The sequence below is a fragment of the Pseudoblastomonas marina genome, assembly GCF_014641655.1.
Taxonomy (GTDB): Bacteria; Pseudomonadota; Alphaproteobacteria; order Sphingomonadales; family Sphingomonadaceae; genus Alteriqipengyuania_A; species Alteriqipengyuania_A marina.
Genome location: NZ_BMID01000001.1, coordinates 1,669,002 through 1,683,681 on the forward strand (window position 1 = coordinate 1,669,002; position 14,680 = coordinate 1,683,681).

17 protein-coding genes are annotated in these 14,680 nt (G+C 66.0%); 3 read left to right on the top strand and 14 right to left on the bottom strand.

Annotation, left to right across the window (positions count from 1 at the left end):
- Positions 1–5 precede the first annotated feature (5 nt).
- The 10 genes from mmsB to IEW49_RS08190 form a co-directional block, all read right to left on the bottom strand.
- Positions 6–872 (bottom strand): 3-hydroxyisobutyrate dehydrogenase, encoded by an 867-nt coding sequence (gene mmsB, locus IEW49_RS08145; protein WP_188642199.1) that lies wholly within the window; start codon positions 870–872, stop codon positions 6–8.
- Between the two features lie 12 nt (positions 873–884).
- Positions 885–1,145, bottom strand: a complete 261-nt coding sequence (locus tag IEW49_RS08150) for a hypothetical protein (RefSeq protein WP_188642200.1) — start codon at positions 1,143–1,145, stop codon at positions 885–887.
- Entirely contained in the window at positions 1,130–1,912 is a 783-nt protein-coding gene (locus IEW49_RS08155) for an enoyl-CoA hydratase-related protein (RefSeq protein ID WP_188642201.1), read from the bottom strand. The genes IEW49_RS08150 and IEW49_RS08155 overlap by 16 nt, the downstream gene beginning before the upstream one ends.
- A gap of 96 nt (positions 1,913–2,008) precedes the next feature.
- Entirely contained in the window at positions 2,009–3,079 is a 1,071-nt protein-coding gene (locus IEW49_RS08160) for an enoyl-CoA hydratase/isomerase family protein (RefSeq protein WP_188642202.1), read from the bottom strand.
- Positions 3,076–4,221, bottom strand: coding sequence for an acyl-CoA dehydrogenase family protein (locus tag IEW49_RS08165; protein WP_188642203.1), 1,146 nt, complete (start codon positions 4,219–4,221; stop codon positions 3,076–3,078). The genes IEW49_RS08160 and IEW49_RS08165 overlap by 4 nt, the downstream gene beginning before the upstream one ends.
- Complete coding sequence (locus tag IEW49_RS08170) at positions 4,218–4,625, bottom strand: RidA family protein (protein WP_229658136.1); 408 nt, start codon at positions 4,623–4,625, stop codon at positions 4,218–4,220. The genes IEW49_RS08165 and IEW49_RS08170 overlap by 4 nt, the downstream gene beginning before the upstream one ends.
- Entirely contained in the window at positions 4,622–4,915 is a 294-nt protein-coding gene (locus tag IEW49_RS08175; protein WP_188642204.1) for an I78 family peptidase inhibitor, read from the bottom strand. Before IEW49_RS08175 ends, IEW49_RS08170 begins: the two co-directional genes overlap by 4 nt.
- The gene (locus IEW49_RS08180; protein ID WP_188642205.1) at positions 4,912–5,388 is read right to left on the bottom strand and encodes a hypothetical protein; all 477 of its coding nucleotides are present in this window, start codon (positions 5,386–5,388) and stop codon (positions 4,912–4,914) included. The genes IEW49_RS08175 and IEW49_RS08180 overlap by 4 nt, the downstream gene beginning before the upstream one ends.
- Positions 5,385–5,903, bottom strand: a complete 519-nt coding sequence (locus IEW49_RS08185; RefSeq protein ID WP_188642206.1) for a hypothetical protein — start codon at positions 5,901–5,903, stop codon at positions 5,385–5,387. The genes IEW49_RS08180 and IEW49_RS08185 overlap by 4 nt, the downstream gene beginning before the upstream one ends.
- Positions 5,904–5,957: 54 nt before the next feature.
- A complete protein-coding gene (locus IEW49_RS08190; protein WP_188642207.1) occupies positions 5,958–7,454 on the bottom strand; it encodes a CoA-acylating methylmalonate-semialdehyde dehydrogenase in 1,497 nt (498 codons plus the stop codon).
- A gap of 147 nt (positions 7,455–7,601) precedes the next feature.
- Between IEW49_RS08190 and IEW49_RS08195 the strand changes: the two genes are divergently transcribed.
- Together IEW49_RS08195 and IEW49_RS08200 are read left to right on the top strand one after the other, a co-directional pair.
- Positions 7,602–8,345: a 3'(2'),5'-bisphosphate nucleotidase CysQ gene (locus IEW49_RS08195; protein ID WP_188642208.1), complete on the top strand. Its 744-nt coding sequence runs from the start codon at positions 7,602–7,604 to the stop codon at positions 8,343–8,345.
- A gap of 60 nt (positions 8,346–8,405) precedes the next feature.
- Positions 8,406–8,798, top strand: coding sequence for a four-helix bundle copper-binding protein (locus IEW49_RS08200; RefSeq protein ID WP_188642209.1), 393 nt, complete (start codon positions 8,406–8,408; stop codon positions 8,796–8,798).
- A gap of 3 nt (positions 8,799–8,801) precedes the next feature.
- Here the strand turns inward: IEW49_RS08200 and IEW49_RS08205 are convergent, their stop codons facing one another.
- The gene (locus IEW49_RS08205; RefSeq protein WP_188642210.1) at positions 8,802–10,028 is read right to left on the bottom strand and encodes a DUF819 family protein; all 1,227 of its coding nucleotides are present in this window, start codon (positions 10,026–10,028) and stop codon (positions 8,802–8,804) included.
- Between the two features lie 554 nt (positions 10,029–10,582).
- Between IEW49_RS08205 and IEW49_RS08210 the strand changes: the two genes are divergently transcribed.
- Complete coding sequence (locus tag IEW49_RS08210) at positions 10,583–12,169, top strand: winged helix-turn-helix domain-containing protein (RefSeq protein WP_188642211.1); 1,587 nt, start codon at positions 10,583–10,585, stop codon at positions 12,167–12,169.
- On the opposite strand, the gene IEW49_RS08215 is transcribed toward IEW49_RS08210, so the two are convergent.
- From IEW49_RS08215 to IEW49_RS08225, 3 genes are read right to left on the bottom strand one after another with little or no spacing between them, the layout of a single operon-like run.
- A complete protein-coding gene (locus IEW49_RS08215; protein ID WP_188642212.1) occupies positions 12,072–12,875 on the bottom strand; it encodes a TfuA-like protein in 804 nt (267 codons plus the stop codon). The genes IEW49_RS08210 and IEW49_RS08215 overlap by 98 nt on opposite strands.
- Entirely contained in the window at positions 12,872–14,017 is a 1,146-nt protein-coding gene (locus tag IEW49_RS08220) for a YcaO-like family protein (RefSeq protein ID WP_188642213.1), read from the bottom strand. Before IEW49_RS08220 ends, IEW49_RS08215 begins: the two co-directional genes overlap by 4 nt.
- A gap of 4 nt (positions 14,018–14,021) precedes the next feature.
- A complete protein-coding gene (locus tag IEW49_RS08225) occupies positions 14,022–14,321 on the bottom strand; it encodes a hypothetical protein (RefSeq protein ID WP_188642214.1) in 300 nt (99 codons plus the stop codon).
- Between the last annotated feature and the right edge of the window lie 359 nt (positions 14,322–14,680).

Consider the following 14,680-nt stretch of genomic DNA (forward strand, 5'->3'; position numbering starts at 1 on the left):
CCCCCCTAGAGCGAGCGACCGATTGCCGAGAAATCGAGCGAACCGTGCTCGTCGGCGAATTTCTCGTACAGTTCCTTGGCGTGCTGGCCGAGCGGCGTGCCCGCATCGGCGGTCTGCGCCGCTTCCATCGCGAGCTTCAGATCCTTGAGCATCAGCGCAGTCGCGAAGCCGCCCTTGTACTCGTTGTCGGCGGGGCTCTTGGGGCCGACGCCGGGAACCGGGCAATAGGAGGTCATCGACCAGCACTGGCCCGAGCTGACCGAGGAAATGTCGTAGAAGGTCTGCGGGTCGAGGCCGAGCTTCTCGGCCATCCCGAACGCTTCGCAGGTGCCGATCATCTGAATCGCGAGCAGCATGTTGTTGCAGATCTTGGCCGCCTGGCCGTTGCCCGCATCGCCGGCATGGATCACCGCCTTGCCCATCGCCTCGAGGATGGGCTTGGCGCGATCGAATGCCTTGTCGGTGCCGCCGACCATGAAGGTCAGCGTGCCGCCCGCTGCAGCCGCAATCCCGCCCGAGACCGGCGCATCGACCATGTCGTAGCCCGCCTCTTCGGCAGCCGAGATGACCTCGCGCGCGGTGGCGACGTCGATCGTCGAGCAATCGAGCAGCACCGCGCCGTCGGGCGCGTGGCCGATCACGTCGTTCTCATAGACCGATTTCACGATTTGCCCGTTGGGCAGCATCGAGACCACCGCCTCGACACCTCCGACCGCATCCTTGGCGGCGGTGAAGGTGTCGCAGCCGCTATCCTTGGCGGATTTGAGCGCGTCCTCGGACAGGTCGAAGGCGCGCACCTCGTGCCCCGCCTTGACCAGGTTCGCGGCCATGCCGCCGCCCATGTTGCCGAGGCCGATGAATGCGATTTTCATGTCTCTCTCCAGTCACACCAATAGAATTGCAAAGCCCAGGACGATCATTGCCGGGCCGAATAGAAGCATGAGGACCGGTTGGGCATATGCCATCATCCGGTCCCAGCGATTGAGCGGCAGCGGCTCATCCTCTCCGCCGATTTTCAGGGTCGCAGCTTCGATCAGGGTGATGCGCTCTTCGCGGCGATGACGCCAGCCGTCGATGCCGCGCCAGACGAACAGGGCACCGAATACAAGAAGGCCGAAGCCTTTCGTAATTACTTCCCCTTCCATTCGCCTTCGCGCTTCTCGATGAAGGCCTTCATGCCCTCGACCTTGTCTTCGGTCGCGGTGAGGATCTGGAACAGGCGGCGCTCGTGGAGAACGCCCTGGTCGAGGAAAGTCTCGTAGGCGGCGTTGACCATTTCCTTGTTCACCTTGGCCGCCATCGGCGGCATGCCGGCGATAGCCTTGGCGGTCTTGACCGCGTCCTCGACGAGGTCGTCATGCGGCACCACGCGCGCGACGAGCCCACTGCGTTCGGCTTCCTCGGCGTCCATCATCCGGCCGGTGAGGCACATTTCCATCGCCTTGGCCTTGCCGACCGCGCGGGTCAGGCGCTGCGAACCGCCCATGCCCGGCGCGACGCCGAGCTTGATCTCGGGCTGGCCGAACTTGGCCTTGTCGCTGGCAAGGATGAAGTCCGCCATCATCGCGAGCTCGCACCCGCCGCCCAACGCGAAGCCGTTGACCGCGGCGATCCACGGCTTGCGCGTCGCCTTGACGAGATGGCTGGTCCAGCGGGCGAAGAAATCCTCGTTGTAGAAATCCGCCGCGGGCTTGTCGGCCATCTCCTTGATGTCCGCGCCTGCGGCAAAGGCCTTTTCGCCCGCGCCGGTGAGCACGAGGCAGCCCTGGCTGTCGTCGGCCTCGAACGCGGCGAAGGCCTCGACGAGGTCCTCGAGGACCTGCGAATTGAGCGCGTTGAGCGCCTGCGGGCGGTTGAGCGTCACGAGCGTGACATTGTCGCGCTGTTCGACGGTGATGGTTTCGTAGGACATGGTCTCTCCAAACTCGTCATTCCCGCGCAGGCGGGAATCCAGGGAAAATTCGTGCGTCGCCGCTCTCGATCCCCGCCTGCGCGGGGATGACGAAGATCAGAGCGGCTGCCACTCCTCGCCTTCGGGGAGCGGCGCGAAGATGCTGTCGAGCAATTCGTCGGTCACGCCTTCGGGCGTCGCCGGATCCCACTTGGGATCGTTCGACTTGTCGACGATCACTGCCCGCACCCCTTCGGCAAAGTCGGGGCGCGTGATCACGCGGCTCGCTATGCGGTATTCGTTGCGCATGTTGTCGGCGAAATCCTCGAACTCGGCCGCCTCGGCGAGCTGGCGCAACGCGACCTTGCAGGTCTGCGGGCTCTTGGTCCTCAGCGTGGCGAGTTCCTTCGCCGCCCATTCGCTGTCGTCGGTTTCCAGGCTCGCCATGATCTCTTCGAGCGAGTCGGACTTGAAATGCCAGGCGACGCGCTCGGCCTGCTCCTCGATCTTCGCCTTGGGCGGGGTTTCGGAGAGGTCCGAGAGGATTCCGCCGATGCGGTCGGGATGCTCGATGATGCGCGCCTTCGCCTCGGCGAGTTTCTCGCTCGGCAGGTAGTGCGTCGCAATCCCGACCCACAGGCAGTCCGCGCCATCGAGCTTTGCGCCGGTGAGCGCGAGGAACTGGCCCATCCGGCCGCCGAGGCGCGAGAGGTACCAGCCGCCGCCGACATCGGGGAACAGGCCGATCCCGCTTTCGGGCATCGCGAAGCGGGTGTGTTCGGTCGCGACGCGATACTTGGCGGGCTGCGAGATGCCGACGCCGCCGCCCATCGTGATCCCGTCCATGAAGGCGACCACCGGCTTGTCGTAGGTGAAGAGCTGGTGGTTGAGCTGGTACTCGTCGTGGAAGAACTTGCGCCCGCTCTCGCCGCCGTCGTGCAGCGCCGAATTGCGCAGGAAGGCGATGTCGCCGCCGGCGCAAAAGCCGCGCCCTTCGGCATGGTCGACAATCACCGCCTCGACCGCATCCTGCGCCGCCCATTCGCTCAGCGCCGCGCTCATCGCGTGGCACATGTCGAGTGTCAGCGCATGCAGTGCCTTGGGGCGGTTCAGGGATAGATGGCCCACGCGATCGTGCGTGTGGGTGAGGACGTCTTCAGTCCGTTCGGTATTCGCTTCTTCGGTCACTGGCGGAGCATGTCCCTTCCGACGATCATTCGCATGACCTGGTTTGTTCCTTCGAGGATCGAATGCACGCGCAGGTCGCGCCAGAAGCGTTCGATCGGGTAATCCTTGAGGTAGCCGTATCCGCCGAACAGCTGGAGCGCGTTGTTCACTACGTTGCTGCCGCTATCGGTCGCGAGCCGCTTGGCCATAGCGGAGAAGCGCGTCTTGTCGGGCGCGTTCTCGGTCACCTTGGCGGCGGCGAGATAGAGCAGCGCGCGCGCCGCCTCGAGCTCGGTCGCCATGTCGGCGAGCATGAACTGCGTGTTCTGGAAATCGGCGATCGGCTGGCCGAATTGCTGGCGGTCCTTGGTGTAGGCGACCGCCTCGTCGAGGCAGCGCTGCGCCCCGCCGAGCGAACAGGCACCGATATTGAGCCGCCCGCCGTCGAGACCCGCCATCGCGAACCGGAACCCGTCGCCTTCTGCGCCGACGAGGTTTTCGGCCGGCACGCGGCAATCCTCGAAGATCAGCTGCGCGGTCGGGCTGGCGTTCCAGCCGAGCTTCTTCTCGGGCGCGCCGTGCGAAAGACCCTCGGTGCCCTTCTCGACCACGAAGCACGAAATGCCCTTCGACTTGTGGTCGCCGGTGCGCGCCATCACGACATAGACGTCGTTGTAGCCGCTACCCGAGATGAACTGCTTGGTACCGTTGAGGACGTAGTGATCGCCGTCCTTGACCGCGCTGGTCTTGAGCGCGGCGGCGTCCGAACCGCTGCCCGGCTCGGTCAGCGCGTAGCTGGCGATCTTCTCCATCGTCACCAGTTCGGGCAGGAATTTCGCCTTGACCGCGTCGCCGCCGAAGCGGTCGATCATCCACGCCGCCATGTTGTGGATCGAGATATAGGCGCTGGTCGCGGGGCAGCCATAGGCCATCGCTTCCATGATCAGCGCCGCCTCGAGCCGACCGAGCGCGATCCCGCCGCTTTCTTCCGAGACGTAGATCGCGCCGAAGCCAAGCTCGCCGGCCTGCTGGATCACCTCCTTGGGGAAGTGATGGGTCTCGTCCCATTCGCCCGCATGCGGGGTGATGTTGTCGGCGGTGAACTTGCGCGCCATCTCCTGGATGGCGAGCTGGTCGTCGGTGAGTGCGAATTGTCCAGTCATGGGGTCCCAATAACGGCTTCGACCTCGATTTCCACCTTCCAATCATCGCGCACAAGCGCGGGCGTGCCCACCATCGTGGCGGCCGGAGGGTGATCGCCGAAGGCGCGCGCATGAGCCGCGCCGACGAGGTCCTGGTCGGCAAGATCGGTGACGTACATGCGCGTGCGGACGACATCGGCGGCCGTCCCGCCCAAATCCTCGATCGCGGCGACGGCGATGGCGAAGCAGCGCGTCGCCTGTGCGCCCGCATCGCCCGGCGTGGTGCTGCCGTCGGGCTCGATCGGCCCGGTGCCCGAGACGAGGATGCGATCATCGACCCTGAGCGCGCGGCAGAATCCGAATTGCGCCTCGTAGGGCGATGCGGACTGCGCGCGGCGGCGTTCCTGTCCTCCTCCCCCGATCACCCGCAATAAATCCGTTCGATGACGTAATCGTCGTCATAGACCACGTTGACGCGGTCGGGCCGGTAATCCTGCGTCACCGCGCTGCGCGGCGGGATCCAGCGGAAGGCATCGGCGCCGCTTTCCGCCCGGATCCGCGCACCGAGTTCGACGCTGGTGCGCTGGCCGACCAGCGACTGGATGGGCGCGGCGTCGCATTCGCCCTGCGGCGCGACTTCGATCGGCTCGTCGCCGGCCTGCGTCGTCGCGCAGGCCGCGAGGGCGAACAGCGGCAAGGCTAGCAGCGCCTTCATGCCGCACACCTCTTGCGCGGCATCGGTTCGTAGCCGCCATCGTCACCGGCTTCAGAGGGAACCAGGCGGTCACCGCCATCCTCGAGCGTGAGCTTTGTCGACTGGGTCCAGGTCTCGCCCTCGCCCGACATGTTCATGTCGACAACGATCGCATCTTCACCCTCTGCGCGGATACCGGTGACGTCGCCGACCGATTCGTAGAACACGATCCGACGCTGGCCGATCTCCATCCGCAGGTCCGAGGTCGGGTCGCAGTTGCCTTCGACATAATCCCACGCGCCGAGGAAGCGTGCGGGGATCGCGCGGAGCGCGTCGGCGCTGTCGGCATTCCCTGCTTCGTCTGCGGGCGGGGCCGAGTCGGCGGCGTTGTCGGCCGCAGGGATATCGCCGTCGACCGGCGTGTCAGGTGCGGCGTCGCATCCCGAAATTGCGAGCACGAGCGCGGCGGCGAACAGGGCTGGTGTTTTCATCATGGCATCTCCGGACAGGGGCGAAATCTTTTCATCGACGGGATTCCGGCATCGTCGCCGCGATCGACGGTCAAGGATCCGTCGGGCTGAAGCGCGAATTCCATCCGCTCACTGGCGATCTCGTCTGCATAGCTGGTGTCGAAGGTCGCCACGATCTTCGACTCGCTGCGATCGTGCAGCTCGACGATCGTGCCGCCCTGCTCGAACAGACTGAAGCCATTCGCCGAGACGGTCATCACCTTGCCGAAATTGCGGTTGGTGTCGGAGGTCTGGTCGCAATCCTCGATCGTCGGCGCGCGGCCGAGATCGTCCTCGCGCCACTCGCCGCGCAGCGCCGGGGGCATGCCCGATCGCCCCTGCGCTTGCACCTCGTCGAGCGGCGGCGCGCCGTCGCCGATCCCGCCATCGGGTTCGACCGGGATCGGCGTTTCGTCTTCAGAAGTGTCGGACGCTTCGCTGCATCCTGCGAGCAGCAGGGCCGCGAGGGCGGCGCAGGCGGCGGGCTTGAAGGCGATCATGGATATATCTCCCATTGATGCTCCAACGCGCCGCCTGCCGATCCTATCCCCGTATCAACCCATCGTCGGTATGACGAAGGCGTTCGAACCGTCGCCGCCGCCATCGGGCCAGCGCTGGGTCACGGTCTTGACCTTGGTCCAGAACTTGAAACCTTCGGTGCCGTACTGGTTGGTGTCGCCGAAGGCCGAGCGCTTCCAGCCGCCGAAGGTGTGGTAGCTCACCGGCACCGGGATCGGAACGTTGATCCCGACCATGCCGACATTGACCCGCTGCGCGAATTCGCGCGCGGCGTGGCCGTTGCGGGTGAAGATCGCGACGCCGTTGCCGTACTGGTGGTCGCTCGGCAGCTTGACCGCGTGCTCGAAATCCTTCGCGCGCACGATCTGCAGGACCGGGCCGAAGATCTCTTCCTTGTAGCTTTCCATGTCGGTGGTGACGCGGTCGAGCAGCGTCGGGCCGACGAAGAAGCCCTCCTCGTGGCCCTGGAGCGAGAAACCGCGCCCGTCGACCACGACTTCCGCGCCTTCCTTTTCGGCGGTGTCGATCCACTGCTCGATGCGCGCCTTGTGCTCGGGCGTGACCACCGGGCCGTAATGCGCGTCGGGATCGTTCGATACGCCGACGCGCAGCGCGTTGATCGCGGGGATCAGCTTTTCCCGGAGGCGCTCGGCGGTGTCCTCGCCCACCGGGACGACGACCGGCAGCGCCATACAGCGTTCGCCCGCCGAGCCGAAGGCCGCACCGGCAAGATCGTTCACCACCTGGTCGAGATCGGCGTCGGGCATGACGATGCCGTGGTTCTTCGCGCCGCCCATCGCCTGCACGCGTTTCCCGGCAGCAACGCCGCGCTTGTAGACGTAGTGCGCGATGTCGGAAGAACCGACGAAGCTGACGCCCGCAATGTCCTCGTGGTCGAGGATCGCGTCGACCATTTCCTTGTCGCCATGGACCACCTGCAGCAGCCCTTCGGGCGCGCCGGCTTCGACGAACAGCTCTGCAAGGCGCACCGGGACGCTCGGATCGCGCTCGGACGGCTTCAAGATGAAGGCATTGCCCGCCGCGATCGCCATCCCGAACATCCACATCGGGATCATCGCGGGAAAGTTGAACGGGGTGATGCCCGCGCCGATGCCGAGCGGCTGGCGCATCGAATAGACGTCGATCCCGGTGCCCGCCCCTTGGGTGTATTCGCCCTTCGAGAATTGCGGCAGGCCCGCGCAATATTCGATCACCTCGAGCCCGCGCTGGACGTCGCCCTTGGCGTCGTCGACCACCTTGCCGTGCTCGGACGACAGCAGCTCGGCGAGCTCCTGCATGTTGGCCTCGATCAGCTCCTTGTACTTGAAAAACACGCGCGCGCGCTTCTGCGGGTTGGTCACGGCCCAGCCGGGCTGCACTTCCTTGGCCTTGGCGACCGCGCGATCGAGCAGCGCGGCGTCGCCGAGCGGGACTTCGGCCTGGACCTCGCCGGTCGACGGGTTCCAGACCTTGTGAGTGCGGCCCGTGGGGCTAGCGGGGCCGCCGACGATGAAATGATCGATGTTGCGCATGTGATATCCTCTCGAGAATCTGTTGGCCGCGCGATGCGCGCGAGAACTCGTTTAATCAAGGGTGGAGACGGCCAAGGGTTCCGAACGCGCCGGTTCCCGCCCCGCAAGCCTTGCAGCGCGGCGCACCTTCGTGGATGGATCGACCCGATGACCGACCACGCCGCCACCGATGCCGCCCTGGCAGCAGAGATCGCCACCCATGCGGGAGAACTATTGCTCGAGCTGCAGCGCTCGGGCCGATTCGAGGGCCGCGAACTGGGCGATGTCGGCGACGCCCGCGCCGATGCGCTGATCCTCGAACGGTTGCGCGCGGCGCGCCCCGCGGACTGCATCCTGTCCGAAGAATCGGCCGATATCGGAGACCGCCACTGCGCGCAGCGTGTGTGGGTGATCGACCCGCTCGACGGCACCCGCAGCTACAGCGAAGGCCGCCGCGAATGGTCGGTCCACGTCGCGCTTGTCGAGGACGGCTTGCCGACGCACGGCGCGGTGGCGCTGCCCACGCGGCAGGAGACCTGGCGGTCGGACAGGCCAAGCGAACTCGCTACCGCGCAGCGCACGCCGCGCATCCTCGTCAGCGGATCGCGCACTCCGGTAGAGGCCGATGCGCTGGCCGCGGCGCTGGGCGGCGAGCTGATCAGGATGGGCTCGGCCGGCTACAAGGCGATGGCGGTGCTGCGCGGCGACGCGGATATCTACTACCATTCGGGCGGGCAGCACGAATGGGACAATTGCGCCCCCGCCGCGGTCGCGCTGGCGAGCGGGCTGCACTGTTCGCGGATCGACGGGACCCAGTTCCGCTACAACCGCGCCGACACGCTGGTGCCCGACCTGCTGTTCGCTCATCCCGACTGGGCGGAGCGTGCCCTCGCCGCAATTGCCGCACTCTGACGGAACGACCGTTCCCGCTCTCCGTTCGTAGGGCAACCCACGAAAAAGAGAGGATAATCCATGTCGCTACAAGAAATGATCTCGCGCCACCCGCAGGTGACCGACGCGACGCTCAACGAGGCGCTGGTCGAAGCCAGCCGCCACGCGAACCTGTGCGCGCAGTTCTGCACCTCGTGTGCCGAGGCCTGCGTCGTCGAGGACATGGACATGGCGCAGTGCATCCGGAACTGTCTCGATTGCGCCGATGTCTGCACCGCCACCGCGCGTCTGGGGATCCGTCGCACGGCGCAGAATGTCGACGTGCTGCGCGCGCAGATCCGGGCCTGCATCGCGGCCTGCGAAGCCTGCGCCGCCGAATGCGTCCGGCACGACAATCCGCACTGCAGCAAATGCGCCGAGATGTGCCGCGAGGTCGCGCGCGACTTCAAGGCATGCCTCGACAGCGTGGACTAGGCCTCAGCCCCCGCTGACCGCGCGCATCATCTCCGCGCACAGGATCGCGCCGTAGGTGCCGAGCGCATAGCCGAGCACCGCCAGCAGCACGCCGACCGGGGCGAGCGCGGGATGGAACGCGCCGGCGACCACCGGGGCGCTGGCCGCGCCGCCGACATTCGCCTTGCTTCCTACCGCGACGAAGAAGAATGGCGCCTTCACGATCTTGGCGACGGTCAGCAGCAGGGCCGAATGGAAGGTCATCCAGATCAGGCCGACCGCCATGAACAGCGGCGCGTCGCCGAGCTGGAAGATGTCCATCTTGGTCCCAATCACCGCGACCAGCAGGAAGATGAATACGGTGCCGATCTTCGATGCGCCGACGCCTTCGAGCTGGCGCGCGGGAGTGAACGAACAGGCGAGGCCGATCGTGGTCGCCATCACGACGACCCAGAAGAAGCGGTCCGCCAGCACTGCTTCGGGGCCAAGCATGCCGGTGAACCAATACGACATCCAGCCCGCGCTCCAGTGGCAAAAGCCGACCGCGGCGAAGGTGAAGCCCGCCAGCATGATCATGTCGTTGGCGCTGGGCACGCGCGCCACCTTCTCGGTGAAGGCGGCCATCGTGTCGCGCAGGCGCGAGACCGAGGAGCTGTCTGCGCCGAGCCAGCGATCGACCCGCTCGTGCATTCCCGCGCCATAAAGCAGGAACGCCATCCAGATATTTGCGACCACGATATCGACCGCGACCATCGCGCCGTATTGCTCGATATCGTAGCCGTAGACTTCGAGCATCGCGGTCTGGTTCGCACCGCCGCCGATCCAGCTTCCCGCGAGCGTCGCGAAGCCGCGCCACGGCGCGTCCGATCCGCCGGTACCGAGGATTTCGGGCGCGAACTGCGCGACGATCCACAGCGCGATCGGCCCACCGATCACAATCCCGATGGTGGCGGTGAAGAACATGATCAGTGCCTTGGGGCCCAATCCGATGATCCCCTTGATGTCGATGCTGAGCGTCAGGAGGATCAGCGCCGCGGTGAGGAAATAATCTTTCGCGATCGGCCAGAGATTGCTTTCCGACACGTCCATGAAGCCGAAGCTGACCAGCAGCGAGGGGATCAAATAGGCGAGCAGGATGATCGGGACGAAGGTGAAGACCCGGCTCCACACCCCTCCGCGCTCGCGCAGCAGAAACAGCACCCCGAGGATGCCGGCGAGGATGCCGAAAATGATGACGTCGCTTTGGATCACTGTTTGCTCTCCCTCGGCGCCGCTCTCCGGTTCGGCGGCGCTTGCCCGGGGAGGCTTCTAGCCGTCGCTGAGCAGGGTGCAAGAGAAGCGGCCGGGCCGGGCCCGGCAGGTGGCCGATCCGCGGTCGGGGACAGGCACGCAAAAAGGATGGCCCGACATCGCTGTCGAGCCATCCTGTGCCCTCCGGCACCGGTGTTGCCGCCGTCACGCCAGTCGCGCGTCGTACGTCCCGTCGGTCACGGCGTAGTTCATGATCCCGACGGTGCCGCTGAAAACGGCCATCGTCATCAGCACGGCGGTGAGCAGGGTGATCGTATTTTTCATTGCAGGTCTCCTGGACGGGTTCGGCACGATTGCCGATGTCCCCTGTCTAGGAGCGGTCGCGCCGGACATCCTGAGGAGGCGCTGGAAAGAATCTGGCCCATAATCTTTCCAGATTCGGGCGACGCTTGGCGGGGTTGACGATTTCGTGATAATTCAATGGGACACCTCTGCAATATCTTCCTCCGGGAAGGTCGACGGAGTCGCGCGGCAAATGCAGGAGGCCCACTTCCTTGGATGCTAAAGCAGGCCCTGCATCGCATTTCCGACTGGGCGAGTTCACGCTCGACCCGCAGGACGAACGGGTGTGGGGTCCCGCCGGGCATGTGAAGCTCGGGAATAAGGCGTTCCAGGTGCTCCTGAGGCTGGTCGAGCAGGATGGCGGTCTCGTGACAAAGGACGAGCTGTTCAGCTCGGTCTGGGACGGGATGGCGGTATCGGAGTCGGCGCTGACCTCGGCGGTCAAGGAACTGCGCCGTGCGCTCGGCGACGATCCGAAGAATCCGCGCTATATCGAAAGCGTCTACGGCCGCGGATACCGGCTGGTCGCGCAGGCCGTGGTCGAGAGCGAGCCGGCCCGCCCGAAGGTGTCCGCAGCCCACCCGGGATCGTCCGATCGCTCCGAACCGCAATCCTATCCGCCGCTGCTGCACGTTCCCGCGCTGCGACACGACTCCGCGCAGGGGGGCTCATGGCTCGACGAGGTGATCCGCGAGGAAATCCTCCACGCGCTATCCCGCTTCAGCGATTTCCGGCTGGTCTCGGGCTCGGTCGCCGAGAATACCGACGACGCTGCGCAACCGACGGGGAAACGGGACTACCGCCTCGAGATCCGGCTGTTCCGCGGCGTCGGCCCGCTCGGGGTATTCGCCAGGCTGGTGAGAATGGAAAACGGCGAGATCATCTGGTCGGATCGCGCCCAGGTCGATCCCGAGCAACCCGAGGCCGATATCGAGAAGCTGGTTCGCGTCATCGTCTCCGCGGTGCTCCCGCGCCTGACCGACGACCTGACACGCCACCTGCCTGCGATACCCACCGATGCCTATGGTCGCTATCTCCAGAACACCAAGGCAATGCGTACGGCAAGCGGCCTCGAGGCGATGCAGGAGGTTGCGCGGAGGTGGGAAGAACTGATCGAGAGCCATCCCGGTTTCGCGCGCGCCTATGCCCCGCTCATCCTCCTGCTGAATACCGATTTCGGGTATAGCGGCCTCGGCTCGACGACCACCGACCACCGGGGCCGCGCCGCGGAGCTGGCGCGGCGGGCGGTGCTGATCGACCCCACCGAACCCTTCCTCCACACCGTCATGGCGTGGTGTTATCTCTGGGCCGGCGAGGCCGCGCAGGCGAGCGAACATTTGCGGCAGGCGTACGATCTCAATCCCTACCATCGCAAGCGGCTGCTCCAGATCGGGACCGGGTGGATGTTCATCGGAGACCTCGACCGGGCGGTCGAACTGCTCGACAAGTGCGAAAGCCTGACTCCCTTCATCACCGAGGCGCCGCACGAGGAAGCGGGCTTGCTGCATCTGTTGCTGGGCGAATACGACAAGGCCGAGGATTGCCTGCGACGGGTCGCGCGCCCGACCATCTCGAGCGAGCTCTACCGCGTCCTTGCCGCTTCGGCCGCGGGCGCAAGCCAGACCGCGACCCTCGCCCGCAAGCTGCACGCGATGGTGGCGGCACGCTGGTGCGGCGATACACCGCCCGATCGCGAGCGGTTCATCGCCTGGGCGCTGTTCCATCATCCGTTCCAGCAGCAGGATCGGCGCGACTGGGTGACGGACCAGCTGCAGGAGATTGCAGATCTCGTGGATTGAGGCCGCGGGAGCGTGCCAGCGCCGCGACGAGGCTGGTCCAGACCATTGTAGGGCGATGACCGGTGACGGCGACTCCCCGAGCTGCCACTTCGAGGCAGGCGATCGCATCGCGGTTCTTCTGCGAAAGCGCGTTGATCTCGATCCAGCGGCGGATAGGCTCGGCGCGCCCGGCGGGAAGATCGGCCTGTTCAAGCAGCGATTCCCATTCGCGCTCGGTATAGTGGAGGCTCCGGGCGGCGGTCATGATCGAACGCGCCTCGCCGGTTGTGAGAGCCTCACGGCGCAGCGCCCGGTGGACGGTTGCGCGGCAATCGACCAGCGGGAGCGTCAACGGCCGCCAGCCCCATTCCGCGGGGCCGTGCACCAGCGCGACCTCGTCGTCCGCGGTGAGCCGCGCAGCGGCATAGGCGCGATAGATGGCCCCCACCCCGACCATCCCGGCCGCCTCCATTTCCGCGGCCCGCAGCGCGCCCATGCTGGCGGCGCCCAGCACGCGCACGCCGCGTGACAGCAGCAGAAGGATTTCCTTGTGCCGAACCGCCGGGCGATGGTCGAAATAGCCGTCGACGAGGCAAACGGTATCATCGGACCCGGCGTCGAGCACGAGCAGGTCGCCCGCTTCGGCCGGATCGCGCCAGGCGATGTCCGGCCAGGCCGCGCGATCCGCCGGCAAGAGCGATGGTCCGGCGAAACAGAATACGGTCATGACGGCGCCCGTCGTTCGCGGTGGAGCGAACCGAGGCCGGGCACGAAGACCTTGACCACCGGGATCGCGTCTTCGGGAGCGAGACGCGCCACGGCGATCCGGTCGTAGCCGAGGCTCGCCAGCCGATCCGCCACACGGCGCGGCTCCGAACAGCGCGGCTCGATCTTCTCGAACGACGAAAGCGGGACGCCCAGTTCGACCGCGCCGAGCAGCCCGCCGCCGGGGGTCGACCGGTAGAGGCGAGGCATCACGTCGTCGCGCGATCCCGCGATGACCGTCAGGCGCGACTGGATCGCCTCGGCCATCGCCCCGAACAGCGCCCGCTCGGGATCGCCGTGCGCGCAGCTGCCCATGAAATCGCGTTGCCCCTCCCCGTAGGCCGCGGGCCCGCTCAGGCAGACGATGCACACCGGGATGCCGTCGATCGTTTCGGTGGCGAAGACGCGCAGCGTCGCCTCGGCGCTCGTGGCGCGCTCCTTCCAATGGCGAAACCAGTCGAAGGGGATCGAGGCGACGTCGATCCGGCCATGCGCCTTGGCCGCCGGCGACGAGCGCTCCCACGCGCCCACCGCATCGCGCTCGAGCACTTCGCGCAGGCCGGTGGCGATCGCCTCGCTTTCGCAGGTGCCCAGCGCCAGGCCCGCGCTGCTGCGTTCGAGCCAGTGACCGTCGGTGAGGGTGAAATCGAGCGACACGAACAGGTGGGGCAGGAAGAATTCGTCACCCGTGTTGAATTCGCGCGCGGCGCACCAGTCGAGCGCCCCGCACGCCTCGCCGACGCCCCGATCGGCGTTGCAATCGTGCGGATCGGGGCAGCGCGCCGACGCAGGCAGGTCGCGCCAGGGTGTCGCACGGATATTGACGACCGCATTCTCGGCGCGATGGCTCTCGAGCGCCTCGCCCAGCGCACCGATCCGCGCCAGCAGGTTGGACGCGTGCTTGCCCTGGTGGACGCTTTGCGCGCGGCCGAACGGGCGCACCGCCTGCCACACGGGAAAACCGATCCGGTCGAGGCCGGTCAGGTCGGCGAGCCGCGTCACTCCGGCTTCGCATCCCTCGGCCGCGATCTTGTCGAAGAACGGCTCGGGCGCGAGCGCACGCGGCTCGGCGGGCGGTCCGGGATCGACGTCCCGGGCCGACATGGCTTCAGTTATCCGTCTGCGCCTGCGCCGTGCTCATCATTTTCTGCGGCGGCTCGATATAGGTTCCGCAGACTTGCTCGCCGCGGTCAAGAAGGACCTTCAATCGATCGATGTCGCTACGGGCATCCTCGCTCAGGTCCGGATCGTCCGGATCAAATTCGGACACCGCCTGCGTGACGTAGATCTTGCCCCCGAACTCGAGCACGAACTTGGGTTCCGCAAATGCTTCGACTGGGTCGACACAAACGAACGCTTTTCTCCTGCCAGACATACCGCCTCCTGTTGCTGAAATCAGCGGCGGCATCTTCGGCGCAGGGAACCCCTTCGTCAATGGCACGGCCGATCGAAACGGGACCCAGTGCAAAATCGCAGGAAAACTACCATCGCCCTGAGGCAAAGGAGTTTTCCTTTTACTTTACCGTCAGCGCTGCCTGCTTGTCCCGCATCTTCGTGACCAAGCTCTCGAGGATTTCGCCCTCGTAATGGAGGCCGGTTTCACTGGCTAAAGCCACGCATCCGGCTCGATCGTCAATCAGATGCATCTCTTCTGACAGGACCATCGCGTCTCTTGTAATTTTTTTGCACGCTGCTATACAGAAATTGCCTAACGTCGTTTGCGACGGATTTTGATTGCCTCATCCTGCGATTAAGCGCGGCAGTGGC

Excerpts from the sequence above, each read along its gene's own strand:
- IEW49_RS08190 (WP_188642207.1), bottom strand. The coding sequence starts at position 7,454 with ATGCGCAACATCGATCATTTCATCGTCGGCGGCCCCGCTAGCCCCACG.
- IEW49_RS08225 (WP_188642214.1), bottom strand. The coding sequence starts at position 14,321 with ATGCCGCCGCTGATTTCAGCAACAGGAGGCGGTATGTCTGGCAGGAGA.
- IEW49_RS08175 (WP_188642204.1), bottom strand. The coding sequence starts at position 4,915 with ATGAAGGCGCTGCTAGCCTTGCCGCTGTTCGCCCTCGCGGCCTGCGCG.
- IEW49_RS08215 (WP_188642212.1), bottom strand. The coding sequence starts at position 12,875 with ATGACCGTATTCTGTTTCGCCGGACCATCGCTCTTGCCGGCGGATCGC.
- mmsB (WP_188642199.1), bottom strand. The coding sequence starts at position 872 with ATGAAAATCGCATTCATCGGCCTCGGCAACATGGGCGGCGGCATGGCC.
- IEW49_RS08150 (WP_188642200.1), bottom strand. The coding sequence starts at position 1,145 with ATGGAAGGGGAAGTAATTACGAAAGGCTTCGGCCTTCTTGTATTCGGT.
- IEW49_RS08220 (WP_188642213.1), bottom strand. The coding sequence starts at position 14,017 with ATGTCGGCCCGGGACGTCGATCCCGGACCGCCCGCCGAGCCGCGTGCG.
- IEW49_RS08155 (WP_188642201.1), bottom strand. The coding sequence starts at position 1,912 with ATGTCCTACGAAACCATCACCGTCGAACAGCGCGACAATGTCACGCTC.
- IEW49_RS08200 (WP_188642209.1), top strand. The coding sequence starts at position 8,406 with ATGTCGCTACAAGAAATGATCTCGCGCCACCCGCAGGTGACCGACGCG.
- IEW49_RS08180 (WP_188642205.1), bottom strand. The coding sequence starts at position 5,388 with ATGATGAAAACACCAGCCCTGTTCGCCGCCGCGCTCGTGCTCGCAATT.
- IEW49_RS08185 (WP_188642206.1), bottom strand. The coding sequence starts at position 5,903 with ATGATCGCCTTCAAGCCCGCCGCCTGCGCCGCCCTCGCGGCCCTGCTG.
- IEW49_RS08165 (WP_188642203.1), bottom strand. The coding sequence starts at position 4,221 with ATGACTGGACAATTCGCACTCACCGACGACCAGCTCGCCATCCAGGAG.
- IEW49_RS08195 (WP_188642208.1), top strand. The coding sequence starts at position 7,602 with ATGACCGACCACGCCGCCACCGATGCCGCCCTGGCAGCAGAGATCGCC.